This window comes from Pseudomonas entomophila (assembly GCF_018417595.1).
In the GTDB taxonomy this organism is placed as follows: Bacteria; Pseudomonadota; Gammaproteobacteria; order Pseudomonadales; family Pseudomonadaceae; genus Aquipseudomonas; species Aquipseudomonas entomophila_C.
The window spans coordinates 3,189,669-3,203,891 of sequence record NZ_CP070982.1; the positions used below are offsets into that span (position 1 = coordinate 3,189,669).

The 14,223-nt window shown below is 65.5% G+C and carries 10 protein-coding genes; 7 read left to right on the plus strand and 3 right to left on the minus strand.

Going from position 1 to position 14,223, the window contains the following annotated elements; translation table 11 throughout:
- Positions 1 to 62: 62 nt before the first annotated feature.
- Entirely contained in the window at positions 63 to 563 is a 501-nt protein-coding gene (locus tag JYG34_RS14130; protein ID WP_213657027.1) for a VOC family protein, read from the plus strand.
- Between the two features lie 54 nt (positions 564 to 617).
- Positions 618 to 1,811 (plus strand): hypothetical protein, encoded by a 1,194-nt coding sequence (locus JYG34_RS14135; RefSeq protein WP_213657028.1) that lies wholly within the window; start codon positions 618 to 620, stop codon positions 1,809 to 1,811.
- 116 nt (positions 1,812 to 1,927) lie between these two features.
- Here the strand turns inward: JYG34_RS14135 and yiaY are convergent, their stop codons facing one another.
- The 3 genes from yiaY to JYG34_RS14150 all read right to left on the minus strand — a co-directional run bounded on the left by yiaY (position 1,928) and on the right by JYG34_RS14150 (position 5,408).
- The gene (gene yiaY / locus JYG34_RS14140) at positions 1,928 to 3,076 is read right to left on the minus strand and encodes an L-threonine dehydrogenase (protein WP_213657029.1); all 1,149 of its coding nucleotides are present in this window, start codon (positions 3,074 to 3,076) and stop codon (positions 1,928 to 1,930) included.
- A 144-nt stretch (positions 3,077 to 3,220) separates the two neighbouring features.
- Positions 3,221 to 4,783, minus strand: coding sequence for a threonine ammonia-lyase, biosynthetic (gene ilvA / locus JYG34_RS14145; RefSeq protein ID WP_213657030.1), 1,563 nt, complete (start codon positions 4,781 to 4,783; stop codon positions 3,221 to 3,223).
- A gap of 187 nt (positions 4,784 to 4,970) precedes the next feature.
- On the minus strand, positions 4,971 to 5,408 hold the full coding sequence (locus JYG34_RS14150) for a PACE efflux transporter (RefSeq protein ID WP_213657031.1): 438 nt from the start codon (positions 5,406 to 5,408) through the stop codon (positions 4,971 to 4,973).
- 317 nt (positions 5,409 to 5,725) lie between these two features.
- Between JYG34_RS14150 and wecB the strand changes: the two genes are divergently transcribed.
- The 5 genes from wecB to JYG34_RS14175 all read left to right on the plus strand — a co-directional run bounded on the left by wecB (position 5,726) and on the right by JYG34_RS14175 (position 14,204).
- Positions 5,726 to 6,880 (plus strand): non-hydrolyzing UDP-N-acetylglucosamine 2-epimerase, encoded by a 1,155-nt coding sequence (gene wecB, locus JYG34_RS14155; protein ID WP_213657032.1) that lies wholly within the window; start codon positions 5,726 to 5,728, stop codon positions 6,878 to 6,880.
- Positions 6,877 to 9,051, plus strand: a complete 2,175-nt coding sequence (gene nrfB, locus JYG34_RS14160) for a cyclic di-3',5'-guanylate-activated glycosyltransferase NrfB (RefSeq protein ID WP_213657033.1) — start codon at positions 6,877 to 6,879, stop codon at positions 9,049 to 9,051. The genes wecB and nrfB overlap by 4 nt, the downstream gene beginning before the upstream one ends.
- Positions 9,048 to 12,050, plus strand: coding sequence for a phage receptor (locus tag JYG34_RS14165; protein ID WP_213657034.1), 3,003 nt, complete (start codon positions 9,048 to 9,050; stop codon positions 12,048 to 12,050). Before nrfB ends, JYG34_RS14165 begins: the two co-directional genes overlap by 4 nt.
- Positions 12,050 to 12,889 carry a DUF4434 family protein gene (locus tag JYG34_RS14170; RefSeq protein ID WP_213657035.1) on the plus strand — a complete coding sequence of 280 codons (840 nt, stop codon included), beginning with the start codon at positions 12,050 to 12,052 and terminating at the stop codon, positions 12,887 to 12,889. The genes JYG34_RS14165 and JYG34_RS14170 overlap by 1 nt, the downstream gene beginning before the upstream one ends.
- A 226-nt stretch (positions 12,890 to 13,115) precedes the next feature.
- Positions 13,116 to 14,204, plus strand: coding sequence for a GGDEF domain-containing protein (locus JYG34_RS14175; protein ID WP_213657036.1), 1,089 nt, complete (start codon positions 13,116 to 13,118; stop codon positions 14,202 to 14,204).
- The last annotated feature ends 19 nt before the right edge of the window (positions 14,205 to 14,223 follow it).

The following is a 14,223-nucleotide window of genomic DNA, read 5'->3' on the forward strand; positions in this document are numbered from 1 at the left end:
CGTTTGAACGACTCTAATCATCCAGGTGTTGCACCCCACCCACGTGAAAGGAGCTTACGAACATGGCAGTCAAACCCATCCCCGAAGGCCAGCACAGCATCACCCCCTACCTCGGTATCGAGGGTGCCGCCAAGGCCATCGAGTTCTACAAGAAAGCCTTCAATGCAGTCGAGATGTTCCGCCTGGAGGGCCCGGACGGCCGGGTCGGCCACGCAGAACTGAAAATCGGCGATTCCTCGCTGATGCTCGCCGACCCGTGCGACATGCCAGACAGCCTCAAGGCTACCCAGAGCATCGAGCATCCGGCAGTTGGCCTGCACCTCTATGTCGAGGACTGCGACAAGACCTACGCCCAGGCCATCGCCGCCGGGGCCAAGCAAGTCACGGCACTGAAGGATCAGTTCTACGGCGACCGCAGCGGTGCCCTGAAGGACCCGTTCGGCAACGTGTGGTTCGTCTCCACGCACAAGGAAGACCTCAGCGTCGAGGAGATCCGCGACCGCGCCGCGAAAATGTTCGCCGCCCAGTTAGCTTCCAGGCCATGCGCCTCAAGCCGCAGTTGAAAGCATCACCGCTTTGCTTGAAGCTTGGGGCTCGTAGCTTGGAGCTGCTTCTCAATGCGTATCATCGAAAAATCCGGCGCGCAGGTGCGCAGCCTGACCCTGGCCGAAGAGGAAATGCTGGCCGGTTTCGCCGCCGGCACCCTGTCCGGCCCTCGCCTGCTGCAGGCCAACCAGTTGCTGATGAAGGTGCGTGGCGCCAACCACTGGCTGGCCTGCGACTGCCGCAAGGATGCCCTGCCGGTGCTCAACGTCACCCTCAACGGCAATACCGGCACGCTGTTCCTGCGCAACAACCCCGACACCCCGGAGCACACCACAGGCTGCCCGTTCACCAAGGACCCGCGGGAAGCTGGCGAGCACAGCGAAGAAACCACTCAGCCCGCCGCCTGGCTGGCACCGGATACCCCCTTGCGCCTGCTCGGCGACTATCGCCGCAGCAATGACAGCGAAACGGCCGTTACCCCGCGCGAACCGGGTGAGCGCCGTGAGCAGCAACGCCTGTTGTCGTTGCTGCTGACCTGGATCGAGGCCAGTGGCCTAAACGTCTATGCCACCCACTTGAAGAAAGACCTCACTGCGCAGTTCGCCGAACTGCGGGGCGTCGCCGGCCGCTATCCGCTGCTGGAGCGGGTGCCGGCCAGCAACTACCTGGAAACCCGCCTGGACATGAAGCACATGATGATGCTCAAGACCCGGCTGCGCGAAGCCACGGTGTTCGGCAACCACCGCCGCCATGGCCTGCTGCTCGATTGTGTCGAACAGATCAAGGGGCGCAAGGTCGTCACGGCTCGCAGCGAAGACGGCTTCGACTTCCAAGGCCATCACCAGTACTGGGGCGGCAACCGTACGGCCGGCCCGTTGCTGGCGCTGGCGCTTTATTCGCCCGCCACTGCGGGCAGCCATTTCTACGAGCTGATTCATGTGGCCAGCGTCCCCGTGTTGTCACGGGCGCATCTGTTCCCGGTCTACCGCGATGAAGAGCGCGAGCCGCTCAAGGCGCTGGTGTCGTTGATCGACTGGATGGCGAGCAAGGGTGTGAAGGTGCTGATGCGCCGGCCGGTGATCGGCGGCCAGGTCATGGATGAACTGGTGCTGACCTCGGACCAGGACCGTGTGCTGTCGGTGTCACTGCTGGAAAAACCGCTGGGGCCGGAACCGGACACCGAGAACTTCAAGCGCTACGCCGACTTCAAGAGCCTGGAAACCTTCCGCAAGTATGTGGCAGGGTTCTTCATGCGCGAGCGTTAGATGCGCCGCCCCAAGCCTTGCTCGATCCCTGTAGGAGCGGCTTTAGCCGCGATCACCCGCGAAGCGGGTGCTGGACACCGCGGTGCCTGCATCGCGGCTAAAACCGCTCCTACAGGCTAGAACGCCGCCTTGAAGATCGCTTCGATCTCCACCTGGCTTGCCACCCGCGGATTGGTCAGCCCGCAGGCATCTTTCAATGCGTTGGCCGCCAGCACCGGCACATCCTCGACCTTCACCCCCAGCTCCGCCAACCCGTCCGGGATACCAATCGCCGCCGCCAGGTGCTCGATGGCCGAGATCGCCGCACCGGCGCCCTGCTCCGCATCCAGCCCGCACACCTTGACGCCCATGGCCTTGGCCACATCACGCAGGCGCGCCGCGCTGACCTTGGCGTTGAACCGCTGCACATGGGGCAACAGCACGGCGTTGCACACACCATGGGGCAGGTCGTAAAAACCACCCAGCTGGTGGGCCATGGCATGCACATAGCCCAGCGACGCATTGTTGAATGCCATACCCGCCAGAAACTGCGCATAGGCCATGTTCTCCCTCGCCTGCAGGTCGCTGCCATCCGCCACCGCCTGGCGCAGGTTGTCACTGATCAGGCTGATGGCCTTGAGCGCGCAGGCGTCGGTGATCGGCGTGGCCGCCGTCGAGACATACGCCTCGATGGCGTGGGTCAGGGCATCCATGCCGGTGGCGGCAGTCAGCCCCTTGGGCATCCCGACCATCAGCGCCGGGTCGTTGACCGAGAGAATCGGTGTGACGTTGCGGTCGACGATGGCCATTTTCACATGGCGTGCCTCGTCGGTGATGATGCAAAAACGCGTCATCTCGCTGGCCGTGCCGGCGGTGGTGTTGATGGCGATCAACGGCAACTGCGGCTTTTCCGAGCGATCCACACCTTCGTAATCGCTGATATGACCGCCGTTGGTGGCGCACAAGGCAATGCCCTTGGCGCAATCGTGGGGTGAGCCGCCGCCCAGCGAAACCACGCAGTCGCAGCGCGATTGCCGAAGCAGGGCCAGGCCCGCCTCGACGTTGGCGATGCTCGGGTTGGGCTTGGCGCCATCGAATACCACCGAGTCGATATCACGCATCGCCAGCATGCCGGCGATACGCTCGGCCACGCCGGCCTTGGCCAGGCCCTGGTCGGTGACGATCAGGGCCTTGCGCAGGCCGTAGCCGGCGATGGCGGTCATCGCCTCGTCCAGGCAGTCGATGCCCATGATGTTCACGGCGGGGATGAAGAAGGTGCTGCTCATGGCCGGGTCCTCTCACGCTGACGGTTTGCCTTGAGCATCTACCTGGACGGCAGCGAGCATCTTGACCCAGGACAATGGCCACGCCTGTCCAGCACGCATGGCTCTTTGCAGGAGCCGGCGTGCCGGCGAACGGCGCGCGCCACATCACCCCAGGAACAACTGGTACGCCGGATTCTGCGTCTCATCCCAATACCGATACCCCATCTCGTCCAGCGCCCTGGGCAACCCGTCCAGTTCATCGTCCGGCACCTCCAGCGCAGCGAACACCCGCGCCTCCGCCGCGCCATGGTTGCGGTAGTGGAACAGGCTGATGTTCCAGCGCTTGCCCAGGCGCTCCAGGAACCCGAGCAATGCCCCCGGCCGCTCCGGGAACTCGAAGCGCAGCACCCGTTCATTCACACCCGGCGCCGCATGCCCACCCACCGTATGGCGCACATGCAGCTTGGCCAGTTCGTTGTCGGTCAGATCGAGCACCTGGTACCCCTGCTCGCCCAGGCTGGCCAGCAGCTGCTGGCGCGGATCGTGTTGCGGGTGGGTCTGCACCCCAACGAACAACCGCGCTTCCTTGCCCGGGTAATAGCGGTAGTTGAACTCGGTGATCTGCCGCTTGCCCAGGGCCTGGCAGAAAGCACGGAAGCTGCCGGGCTGTTCGGGGATGGTCACGGCGATCACCGCTTCGCGCTGTTCACCCAGTTCTGCGCGCTCGGCCACATGGCGCAGGCGATCGAAGTTGACGTTGGCGCCGGAGTCGATGGCCACCAGCGCCTGCCCCTGCAAGCCCTCACGGGCCACGTACTTCTTGATCCCGGCCACCGCCAGGGCACCGGACGGCTCGGTGATCGAGCGGGTATCGTCATAGATGTCCTTGATCGCCGCGCACAGCTCGTCACTGCTGACCGTCACCACCTCGTGGACGAAATGGCGGCACAGCTCGAAGCAATGGGCGCCGATCTGGGCCACCGCGACACCGTCGGCGAAGGTGCCGACCTGCGGCAGGATCACCCGTTCGCCCGCGGCCATCGCCGCCTGCAGACAATTGGAGTCTTCCGGCTCGACACCAATCACCTTCACTTCGGGGCGCAGGTACTTGACGTAGGCCGCGATGCCGGCGATCAGCCCGCCGCCGCCGACCGGCACGAAGATCGCGTGCAGCGCGCCGGGGTGCTGGCGCAGGATCTCCATGGCCACGGTGCCTTGGCCGGCGATCACGTCCGGGTCGTCGAACGGCGGCACGAAGGTCGCGCCGTCGCTATCGGCCAACGCCAGCGCATGGGCCAGGGCATGGGGGAAGCTCTCGCCATGCAGCACCACGTGCCCGCCACGGGAGCGAACGCCCTCGACCTTGAGCGATGGCGTGGTGGTAGGCATGACGATGGTGGCCTTGACGCCCAGGTGCGCGGCCGCCAGTGCCACACCTTGGGCGTGGTTGCCTGCCGATGCGGTGATGACCCCGCGCTCGCGCTGGGCGGGCGTCAGGCGTGACAGGCGGGTGTAGGCGCCGCGGATCTTGAAGGAGAACGTCGGTTGCAAGTCTTCGCGCTTGAGCAGCACCTGGTTGCCGAGCGCTGTGGACAGCGCAGGCGCCACTTGCAGGGGTGTCTCGATGGCCAGGTCGTACACGGGCGCGCCAAGAATGCGGCGCACCTGCTCGGACAACAGCTGCTGAGGTGTTGCGGGGGTACGGGGGCTGACGTTCAGATTGGTCATCGATGACTCCTGGTTCTTGTTTGAAGTGCCCAGGAGTCAGAGAGAAGAAACCCGCCTCCAGGGCGGGTTCGGTGCACGTACGCGCTAGCCCGCCAAACCGATAATGGCGGTAATAATAATGCTGGCGGCGAATGGGTGCGGGAATGTGTTCATGGGTCGGAAACTTAGCGTGGGCGAAGCCGGCGCGTCAACACCCTTTCGCCACTTCCTGCGCCGATACCGGCACGTCGAACACTTTGTCGAAGCCCCACTGGAACACAAAGGCATAGACGAAGAAGAACACGAACAACGCCAGGTTGGTCACCAGCGCCGCCCACAGGCTGATATCCAGCCAGTAGGCCACCAGCGGCAGCAGGATCAATACCAGCCCGCCCTCGAAGCCCAGGGCATGCAGCAGGCGGCGCATGAAGGTGCGGCTGCGCTTGTGCTGGCGCGCTTCCCAACGCTCGAACAGCCAGTTGTAGGCCATGTTCCAGCTCATGGCGATAGCCGACATGAGGATCGACAGCACCGTCGACTGGGCCATGCCGGCAGCAAACGCCAGCTCCAGCGCCGGTGCCACGCAGGCCACGGCGATGGCTTCGTAGAGGATGGCCTGGACGACCTTGCGTGCCTTGCCTTGCATGTGCAACTCCCTGAAGAAAAGACCTACAAAGTTACTAGAAGCAGCCTGTAGGAAAAAGCCTGAAATACATTGTTAACTGATCATTCAGTCAAGATTCGCTAGCATAAACGTTTCCGCACCACCCTTCTCCCTGGCACACGAATGGTCGCCGGGCCTCTTCGGCCCTGGCTTTCAGACCCGTTCGACAATGGCCTGTCGCGACACGCCGCGACGGCCGCCGCATTGGACAACCCCGCATTCGGCTGCTTGTATCTATGACTTGCAAGCAGCGGCAAGTCTTACCCCTTCGTCCAGGGAATCGTACGAGGAATTAGACGATGGCTCACACCGTCATGATGGTATTCGGTACCCGCCCTGAGGCAATCAAGATGGCCCCGCTGGCCCGCGTGCTACGCACCTGGCCCGGGGTCGACCTGCACATCTGCTCCACCGGCCAGCACCGGGAAATGCTCGAGCAGGTACTCACCGCGTTTGGCCTGAAGGTTGACCAGGACCTGCAGGTGATGACCCAGAACCAGACCCTCAACGGCCTGTCCCGCGACCTGCTGGACAAGCTCGACCAGGCCTACGAGCAGATCAAGCCCGACATCGTGCTGGTGCACGGCGACACCACCACCAGTTTCATCGCCTCGCTGGCCGCCTTCCACCGGCATATCCCCATCGGCCATGTCGAGGCCGGCCTGCGCACCGGCAACCTGCAACAACCTTGGCCCGAGGAGGCCAATCGGCGCCTGACCGGGGTGCTCGCCGACCTGCACTTCACCCCCACCCGCGACTCCGACGCCAACCTGATCCGCGAAGGCGTGCCGCCCGAGCACATCGAGGTCACCGGCAACACGGTGATCGATGCCCTGTTGTGGATGCGCGACAAGCTCAAGCACGACAACTGGCGCCCCGCTGCCGATTCGCCGCTCAATGTGCTGCGCGACGACCAGCGCATGGTGCTGATCACCGGCCACCGCCGCGAGAACTTCGGCAGCGGCTTCGAGCGCATCTGCCTGGCCCTGGCCGAACTGGCCCTGCGCTATCCGGACGTGCAGTTCCTCTACCCCGTGCACCTCAACCCGCAGGTGCAGCACGCCGTCTACAGCGTGCTTTCCGGTCGCGAGAACATTCACCTTGTCGCTCCCCAGGACTACCCGCACTTCGTCTGGTTGATGAACCGTGCCCACGTGATCCTCACCGACTCCGGTGGCGTGCAGGAAGAAGCGCCCGCGTTGGGCAAGCCGGTGCTGGTGCTGCGCAAGGTCACCGAGCGCCCGGCCGTGCTCAAGGGCGGCACGGTCAAGCTGGTCGGCACCCTGACCGAACGCATCGTCCAGGAAACCAGCCAGTTGCTCGACGACCCGGCCGCCTATGAGCGCATGGCGCGGGTGTTCACCCCGTTCGGCGACGGCCACGCCAGCGAACGCATCGCCGAGCGCCTGACCCGCTGGTTCGCCGAACAATCCGCCGCACGAGACAACGCATGAGCCTGGCTTTCATCGACTTCCTCACCTATGTCCTGTTCGGCCTGAAGATCCTCGCCATCGTCCTGGCCACGCTGATGTTCGTGCTGGGCCTGGACGACCTGTTCATCGACCTGTGCTACTGGGGCCGCAAGCTGATCCGGCGCTTTCGCATCTACGACAAGTTCGAAAAGGCCGACGAGAAACGCCTGTTCGAGGTGCCGGAAAAACCCCTGGCGATCATGGTCCCGGCCTGGAACGAGGTGGGCGTGGTCGGCGAGATGGCACGCCTGGCGGCCTCGACCATCGACTACGAGAACTACCAGATCTTCGTGGGTACCTACCCCAACGACCCGCAGACCCAAGCCGACGTCGACGCCGTGTGCCTGCACTACCCCAACGTGCACAAGGTGGTCTGCGCCCGCCCCGGCCCCACCAGCAAGGCCGACTGCCTGAACAACATCATCGACGCCATCCTGCGCTTCCAGCAGGACGCGCGCATCGAGTTCGCCGGGTTCATCCTGCATGACGCCGAAGACGTCATCTCGCCCATGGAACTGCGCCTGTTCAACTACCTGCTGCCGAACAAGGACATGATCCAGATCCCGGTGTACCCCTATGCGCCGGAGTGGAAGGGTTTCACCGCCGGGCATTATGTCGACGAGTTCGCCGAGAACCACGGCAAGGACGTCATCGTGCGCGAGGCGCTCACCGGCCAGGTGCCCAGCGCCGGGGTCGGCACCTGCTTCAGCCGTCGGGCAATCAGCGCGCTGCTCGAGGACGGCGACGGCATCGCCTTCGACGTGCAGAGCCTCACTGAAGACTACGACATCGGCTTTCGCCTGAAGCAAAAAGGCATGAAGTGCATCTTCGCCCGCTACTCGATCACCGACCCCGCGCTGGCCCTCAAGCAGGACTGGCGCCCCGGCATGAGCCGCGAGTTTTCCCAGGTGATCTGCGTGCGCGAGCACTTCCCGCGCGACTGGCAGCACGCCATCCGGCAAAAGTCGCGGTGGATCGTCGGCATCGTCTTCCAGGGCACCAGCAACCTCGGCTGGAGCCGCAAGGGCGCGCTCAACTACTTCCTCTGGCGCGACCGCCGCGGGTTGTTCGCCTACCTGCTGAGCTTCCTGGTCAACTTGTTGCTGCTGGTGCTGCTGGCCATGTGGCTGGTCACAGTGATCGCGCCGGAATCGTGGCGTTTCATGTCGATCCTCGGCGACAGCAAGCTGCTCTCCACCCTGCTCTGGCTCAACGGCCTGCTGCTGGTCAACCGCCTGTTCCAGCGCGGCTGGTTCGTCACCCGCTACTACGGCATCTTCGAGGGGCTGCTGTCGGCGCCGCGGATGATGTGGAGCAACTTCGTCAACTTCTTCGCCAACCTGCGCGCCTTGCGCCAGGTCATGGAGATGGGCGACTCGCGCCGGGTGGCCTGGGACAAGACCACCCACGAGTTCCCCGCCCTCGCTTCACCTGCACGCACGCCCCTGGGCCAGCGCCTGGTGGAGAAAGGCCTGATCAGCGAAGAACAACTGCACCAGGCAATCACCAGCCCGGTGCGTCGGCGCCTGGGCCGCGAGCTGCTGCTGCGGGGCTGGTTGAACAGCGAGCAACTGGCCGAAGCCCTGGCCGAACAGCTGGACTTGCCATGGGCGCCGCTCAACCCGTTCAAGATCCCCCCCGAACTGATCGCCAAGCTGCCGCGCAAGCTCGCCACCCACTACGGCGTGCTGCCGGTGGACGAAGACGGCGACACCCTGGTACTGGCCAGCGAAAGCCCGGTCAGCCAGGTTTCGCTGGGGGTCATCAGCCGCCAGCTCAAGCGCCCGGTGCGTGCCCGCCTGGCGCCTCAGGGGCGGGTGACGCTCGGCCTGCGCTACCACTACCCGAGCGAATGGCAGAAGCCCGAAACCCGCGAGATGCTCGCGGTGCTCGAGCGCCGCCAGGACGATGCCAGGCTGCTGGAAGACGTCAGCACCCACCAGGTCATGCTCGGCACCCTGCTGCAGGTGCGCGGCATGGTTCCGGCGACCCTCTTCAACCAGGCGCTGATCGACTTCGACCCCGAACGGCAGAGCCTGGGCGAACACCTGATCAGCCGCGGCATCATCACCGAAGAGGTCCTGCAGCAGGCCCTCGCCGAACAGGCCAGCGAACAGCAGGCCGCCTATGACCTGACCCGGGAGGTGGCATGAAGCCCCGTCTTTCCCTGACATTCGCCAGCCTGCTGCTGTGTTCTTCCGCCCTCGCCGCCCCGACGGCCCCCATGACCGACTTCCAGCGCTTCACCAGCTTCCCGTTCATGGAGCGCGGCTACCGTGAGGCGCAGAAGGATAACTGGCCCGAGGTCGAGCGCCTGACCCGCCATGTGCTCAAGCGCGTGCCCAACAACAACGAGGCCCGCGCCCTGCTGGCCGAGTCCCTCGCCCACCAGCGCCGCTACAAGGAGGCCGAGGCGATCGCCGAGGTCCTCGACGACAACCCCGAGCACGCTGATGCCCTGCTCGAGCTGCGCCTGACCTGGATCGAACAGGACCCACCACCGGCCAGCCAGGTCGAAGGCTGGATCGCCAGCAGCAACAGCAATCAGCGTATTCGCCTGTGGCAGGCCTACAGCCTGAGCCTGGCCAAGTTCGGCGGTGCTCGTCGCGCCCTGGACTGGCTCAACCAACTGCCGCCGCGCGACGACGGCATGGTTTTGCGCCTGGCCCGGGGCAACTTCTCTGAACAGCTGCGCAACTGGGGCGAAACCATCGACCAGTTGCAACCGCTGGCCGACAAGGGGCAGCTACCGCCGCAGGACTGGCAGCGCCTGGCCAATGCCTACATCCAACGGGTCGACGAAAAGGGCCTGAACAAACTGCTGGCCAGTGCGCCATCGCAAGAAGCCGCCACCCGCGCCCGCCTGGCCATGGCCGAGCGCGCCATCGCCATGGGCCACAACCAGCAGGCCGAGCGCTGGCTGCACAGCCTGCCGACCGATCAACTGCAACAGCCTGAACAACGCCGGCAGTTGTGGGAGCTCGCACGCGAAGGTGACGATGCACCGCTGGTGCAGCACTTGAGCAATGAGCTGCAGCGCCCCTGTCTGGAAACCGTCGACTGGCTGTCACGCAAGGACCTGGCCTTGGCCCGCGAACAGCTCAAGGGCTGCCAGGCCAGCGATAACCCACGCGCCTACGCCATCCTCCAGCAGCGCCTGCATGGCGACCCGCCCCAGCCCCCGCAACCGCGCACGGCCGCACAATGGGAACAGCGCTACCGCCAGACCGGTGACCTCGCCGCCCTGGAACAAGCCAGCTTCATGCTGCTCGACCAGGGCCACGGCGAGCGCGCCCGACAACTGCTGGAGCAAGCCTACGACCACCGCCAGGGGCGCCTGACGCCCTCGCTGCTGCAGCGCCTGGGCAATCTCTATGCGCGCAACGACAGCCCGCTGGAAACCCGCCGCATGCTGGCCCTGGTGCCCCGGGTCGATGCCGCCAGCCGTGGCCTGCTGCTCGCCCGCCTGGCCGAGGCCGGCCAGTGCGAGGCCGTGCGCGGCGCAATACCGGCCAACCCGACCGAAGCCGGCCAGTACCGTGCCCTGGGTCGCTGCGCGATGCCCGACCAGCCCGGTGAAGCGGTGGTCTACTACCAGGCCGCCGAACGCCTGGGCGACTCGGGCAGCCACCTACCCCTGGCCTACGCCCTGGAAGCCTCCGGCGACTCGCAGGCAGCCCTGCCGATCTGGAACAGCCTGCCCGCCAGCGCCTGGACCGACAACGCCCGCATGACTGCCGCACGCGGTGCGCTGAACACCGGCGACGTCACCAGCGCCCGGCATCATTGGGATGCCGCCGCGCACAACAGCGCCGACGACTGGGCGCTGGGCGCGGCCATCGCCCAACGCCAGGGCGACCTGCCACAGGCGCTGGCTTACCAGCGCGAAGCCCTGCGTCACGCGCCGCGCGCCGACCACTACTATGCCGCCGCAGGCACTGCTCAGCAGGCCGGCGACACAGCCCAGAGCACCGAATGGCTGGCCGAAGCCGTGCGCCTTGCCCCAAACCAGCCGCGCTACCGCGCCGACTACGGCATGCGCCTGGCCGGCGCCGAGGACAAAGCCCAACGCCGCCAGTCGATCCCCTACCTGGAGCAGGCCACCCGCGACTTCCCCGAGGATTACCGCCTCGGCGAAACCCTCGCCCTGCGCTACGACGAGGTCGAAAACAGCGCCGCAGCCCGCCGCGAACTGCGCCGGGTGCTGGATGTGGAGCAGAATCTGGTCGACGGCGATGACGAATACGGCAGCCTGGAAGCACGCAAGTACCGCCAGCGTCGCGCCCACGAAACCCTGTCGCGGCGCGACAGCGTCACCCTGGCCAGCACCTGGTCGCCCGCCGGCACCTCGACCAACGACCGCTTCCTCGACAACGGCACGCGCAGCGGCAGTTCGCGCAAGGCGCAGTCGCAGAACGTGCAACTGGCGCTGTGGGACCACGCCCTGGGCGAAGAACCCAGCCGCAACGGCAGCACCCTGTCGGTGTATGGGCGAGTACTGTTCGGCGGTCAGAGCCGCACCGACTACGCCCAGAGCATGGGCACTGGCGTCGGCCTGCGCTACAAACCGCTCGGTCAGGCCAACCTCAACCTGTATGCCGAGCTCTACCACCAGCGCCAGATCGACAGCGACCACTACAGCGGCCTGAGCCTGGGCGAGCTGCTCAGCCCGGCCAAGGTCGGCGGCAACTGGGGCGACCTGCGCCACCACGCAGAATCGAGCAACGACCTGCTGCTGCGCGCCACCGCCTCGTTCCTCGATCAGGGCCGCTACCGCAACGACTGGCGTATCGACGAGGACGACTGGGACGAGCGTTTCCTCTACCTCGACGCCGCCTGGTGGACCCGCGCCGGCGACCATGCCTGGCTGTCGCGCTTCCAGCAAGGCCATGCCTGGAAGCTGCCCAGCCAGTCGCCGCAGACGATCATGCCCTACGGTTTTCTCGAGTTCTCCAGCCAGGACCCAAGCAACGACTGGCGCCAGGACGCCCGTGCCGGGGTCGGCGTGCGCTGGCAATGGTGGTTCGACGACGACCGCTACAACGCCTACCGCGGTTCGCTGAAAGTGCGCGCCGAGTACCAGCAGGCGTTGGGCGGCAACCTCTACGAGCGCGCCAACGGTGTGCTGCTGGGTGTGGAGATGAACTTCTGATGCGTACCTTCCTGGCCATCTGCCTGCTCGCCCTGTGCCTGCCCGCCCAGGCTGACCAGCGCCTGTTCTACCAGCCACTCAACCGCGACGCGAACGTCACCCCCGCGCAATGGCAACAGCTGTGGCGCGCCACCGTCGCCCAGGGCGGCAAGACCCTGATCGTGCAGTGGAGCGCCTATGGCGACAGCGACTTCGGCGGTGCCCGGGGCTGGCTGGCCGACAGCCTGCGCGAGGCGCGTGCACAGGGTCTTGAGCTGGTGCTCGGGCTGTACATGGACCCGGCGTACTATCGGCGCCTGGAAGAACTCGATGGCGAAGGCCTGACCAGCTACTTCAAAACCCAACTGGGCCGCTCGCTCACCCAGTACCAGCAACTGCGCGCCAATTGGGAGTTGCCGGTGAGCGGCTGGTACCTGCCGCTGGAGCTGGATGACCTGCACTTTCGCGATCCAGCCAGGCGCGATGCGCTGTCCGCCCAGTTGCAGGCATTCAACCGGCAGTTGGACAAGCCCGTGCACATCAGTGCCTTCAGCGCTGGCCAGCTGTCGCCACGGGTCAATGGTGAATGGCTCGACCAGCTGGCGAGCCTTGGCCTGAATGTCTGGTGGCAGGATGGCGCGGGGACCGGGCGCTTGGCACCGATGGTGCGCCAGGGCTATGAACAGGTGCTGCCCTGCCGCGTGGGAATCGTGCGCGAGGCATTTCGCCAGGTCAGCCAGCCCGGCCAACCCTTCCGCGCCGAACCGGCACAGCCATCACTGCGTGGAGGCTGTCACGCCGAAGCGGTGTTCGCCCTCAGGTACCGGCCCTGGGCCAAGGGCGTGCTTTCCCGAGATTGAAGGCTGCCCCTGTGGGAGCGGGTTTACCCGCGAAACAGGCGCCACGGTGAATGGCACCGGCTTCGCCGGTGTTCGCGGGCAGGCCCGCGCCCACAGGAACCGTTCGGCGCATTACTTGTAGGAGCCGGCTTTGCCGGCGAATGGGCCAGAGCAGTCAACACCAAGACGCCGCCTGCACTGGGGCCGTGAGAACGACAACAAGCCTGAAGGAACCCGCCGCCCTGCCATGTACAAGACCCTCGAAGCCCACGTCCGCCAGCAGGTCGCCCCCGCCGCCCTGCGCGCCGAGTTCCGCCAGCACGAATTCGAGGCCATGCGCCGCTTCTGCCAGCTGATCTTCTGCATCGGCATCGCCATCTGGCTGGTCTTCGACCTGATCGTCAGCTACCTGGGCGACCAGGGATTCACCTGGCTGTCGGGCCTGTTCATCGCCCTGCTGTGCAGCCTCACCATGGTCCTGGGCTTCACCCACAAAAGCCGGCACTTCGACGTGCTCAACCTCGTGTTCGTGGCGGTGATCACCCTGGCCATGCGCCTGGTGATCGAGGGCATCCCCATCGTCCTGCGCCCGGTGTGGCTGGTGCTGGGGGTTTCGACCGTGCTCTACACCGTGTCGGTGCTGCCGGTGCGGCGCTGGTCGTTCTTCTGCGCCATGGCCATCACCTGGCTCATGCTCAACCCCTTCTACCACACGCGCATCGCGCTGCTGGAGCTCGAGGGGGCGATGCTGCTCAGCTACGCGCTGTGCCTCAGTGGCCTGGTGGCCTACAGCTACCTGCGCCTGCGAGAAGCCAAACTGCACAATTTCTACCTGACCAAGGTGCTGCTGGAGCAAGCCTATGTCGACGCCCTGACCGAGATCCCCAACCGGCGCTCGTTCATGGCCAAGGCTGAGAAGCAGCTACAACTGGCCGGCCCTGGACAGTTCCTGGCGATGATCGATATCGACAATTTCAAGAAGGTCAACGACCGCTTCGGTCATGACGTCGGCGACGAGGTGCTCAAGCGCGTGGCGGGGCATATCAAGGCGGCGATGGTCGGCTTCGAGATCGCCCGGCTGGGTGGCGAGGAGTTCGCGATCTTCTTTCAAGGGCTGGACGAACAAGGTGCCGAGCAGCAGGTCGGTGCCTTGTGTCGGCGTGTGCGTGAGGATGCTGCGGATCATCCGGTGACCATCAGCATCGGGCTGACCCGGGTCGACAGCGGGGATACCTTGACCCTGGCGTTGATTCGCGCAGACCAGGCGTTGTATGCGGCCAAGCACACAGGCAAGGACCGGTTCGTGGTGTGGGACCATCGTCTCGCGGATGCCTGACGTGCGCTGTTCGCCAGCA

Excerpts from the sequence above, each read along its gene's own strand:
- JYG34_RS14165 (WP_213657034.1), top strand. The coding sequence starts at position 9,048 with ATGAAGCCCCGTCTTTCCCTGACATTCGCCAGCCTGCTGCTGTGTTCT.
- ilvA (WP_213657030.1), bottom strand. The coding sequence starts at position 4,783 with ATGACCAATCTGAACGTCAGCCCCCGTACCCCCGCAACACCTCAGCAG.
- JYG34_RS14130 (WP_213657027.1), top strand. The coding sequence starts at position 63 with ATGGCAGTCAAACCCATCCCCGAAGGCCAGCACAGCATCACCCCCTAC.
- nrfB (WP_213657033.1), top strand. The coding sequence starts at position 6,877 with ATGAGCCTGGCTTTCATCGACTTCCTCACCTATGTCCTGTTCGGCCTG.
- yiaY (WP_213657029.1), bottom strand. The coding sequence starts at position 3,076 with ATGAGCAGCACCTTCTTCATCCCCGCCGTGAACATCATGGGCATCGAC.
- wecB (WP_213657032.1), top strand. The coding sequence starts at position 5,726 with ATGGCTCACACCGTCATGATGGTATTCGGTACCCGCCCTGAGGCAATC.
- JYG34_RS14150 (WP_213657031.1), bottom strand. The coding sequence starts at position 5,408 with ATGCAAGGCAAGGCACGCAAGGTCGTCCAGGCCATCCTCTACGAAGCC.
- JYG34_RS14135 (WP_213657028.1), top strand. The coding sequence starts at position 618 with ATGCGTATCATCGAAAAATCCGGCGCGCAGGTGCGCAGCCTGACCCTG.
- JYG34_RS14170 (WP_213657035.1), top strand. The coding sequence starts at position 12,050 with ATGCGTACCTTCCTGGCCATCTGCCTGCTCGCCCTGTGCCTGCCCGCC.
- JYG34_RS14175 (WP_213657036.1), top strand. The coding sequence starts at position 13,116 with ATGTACAAGACCCTCGAAGCCCACGTCCGCCAGCAGGTCGCCCCCGCC.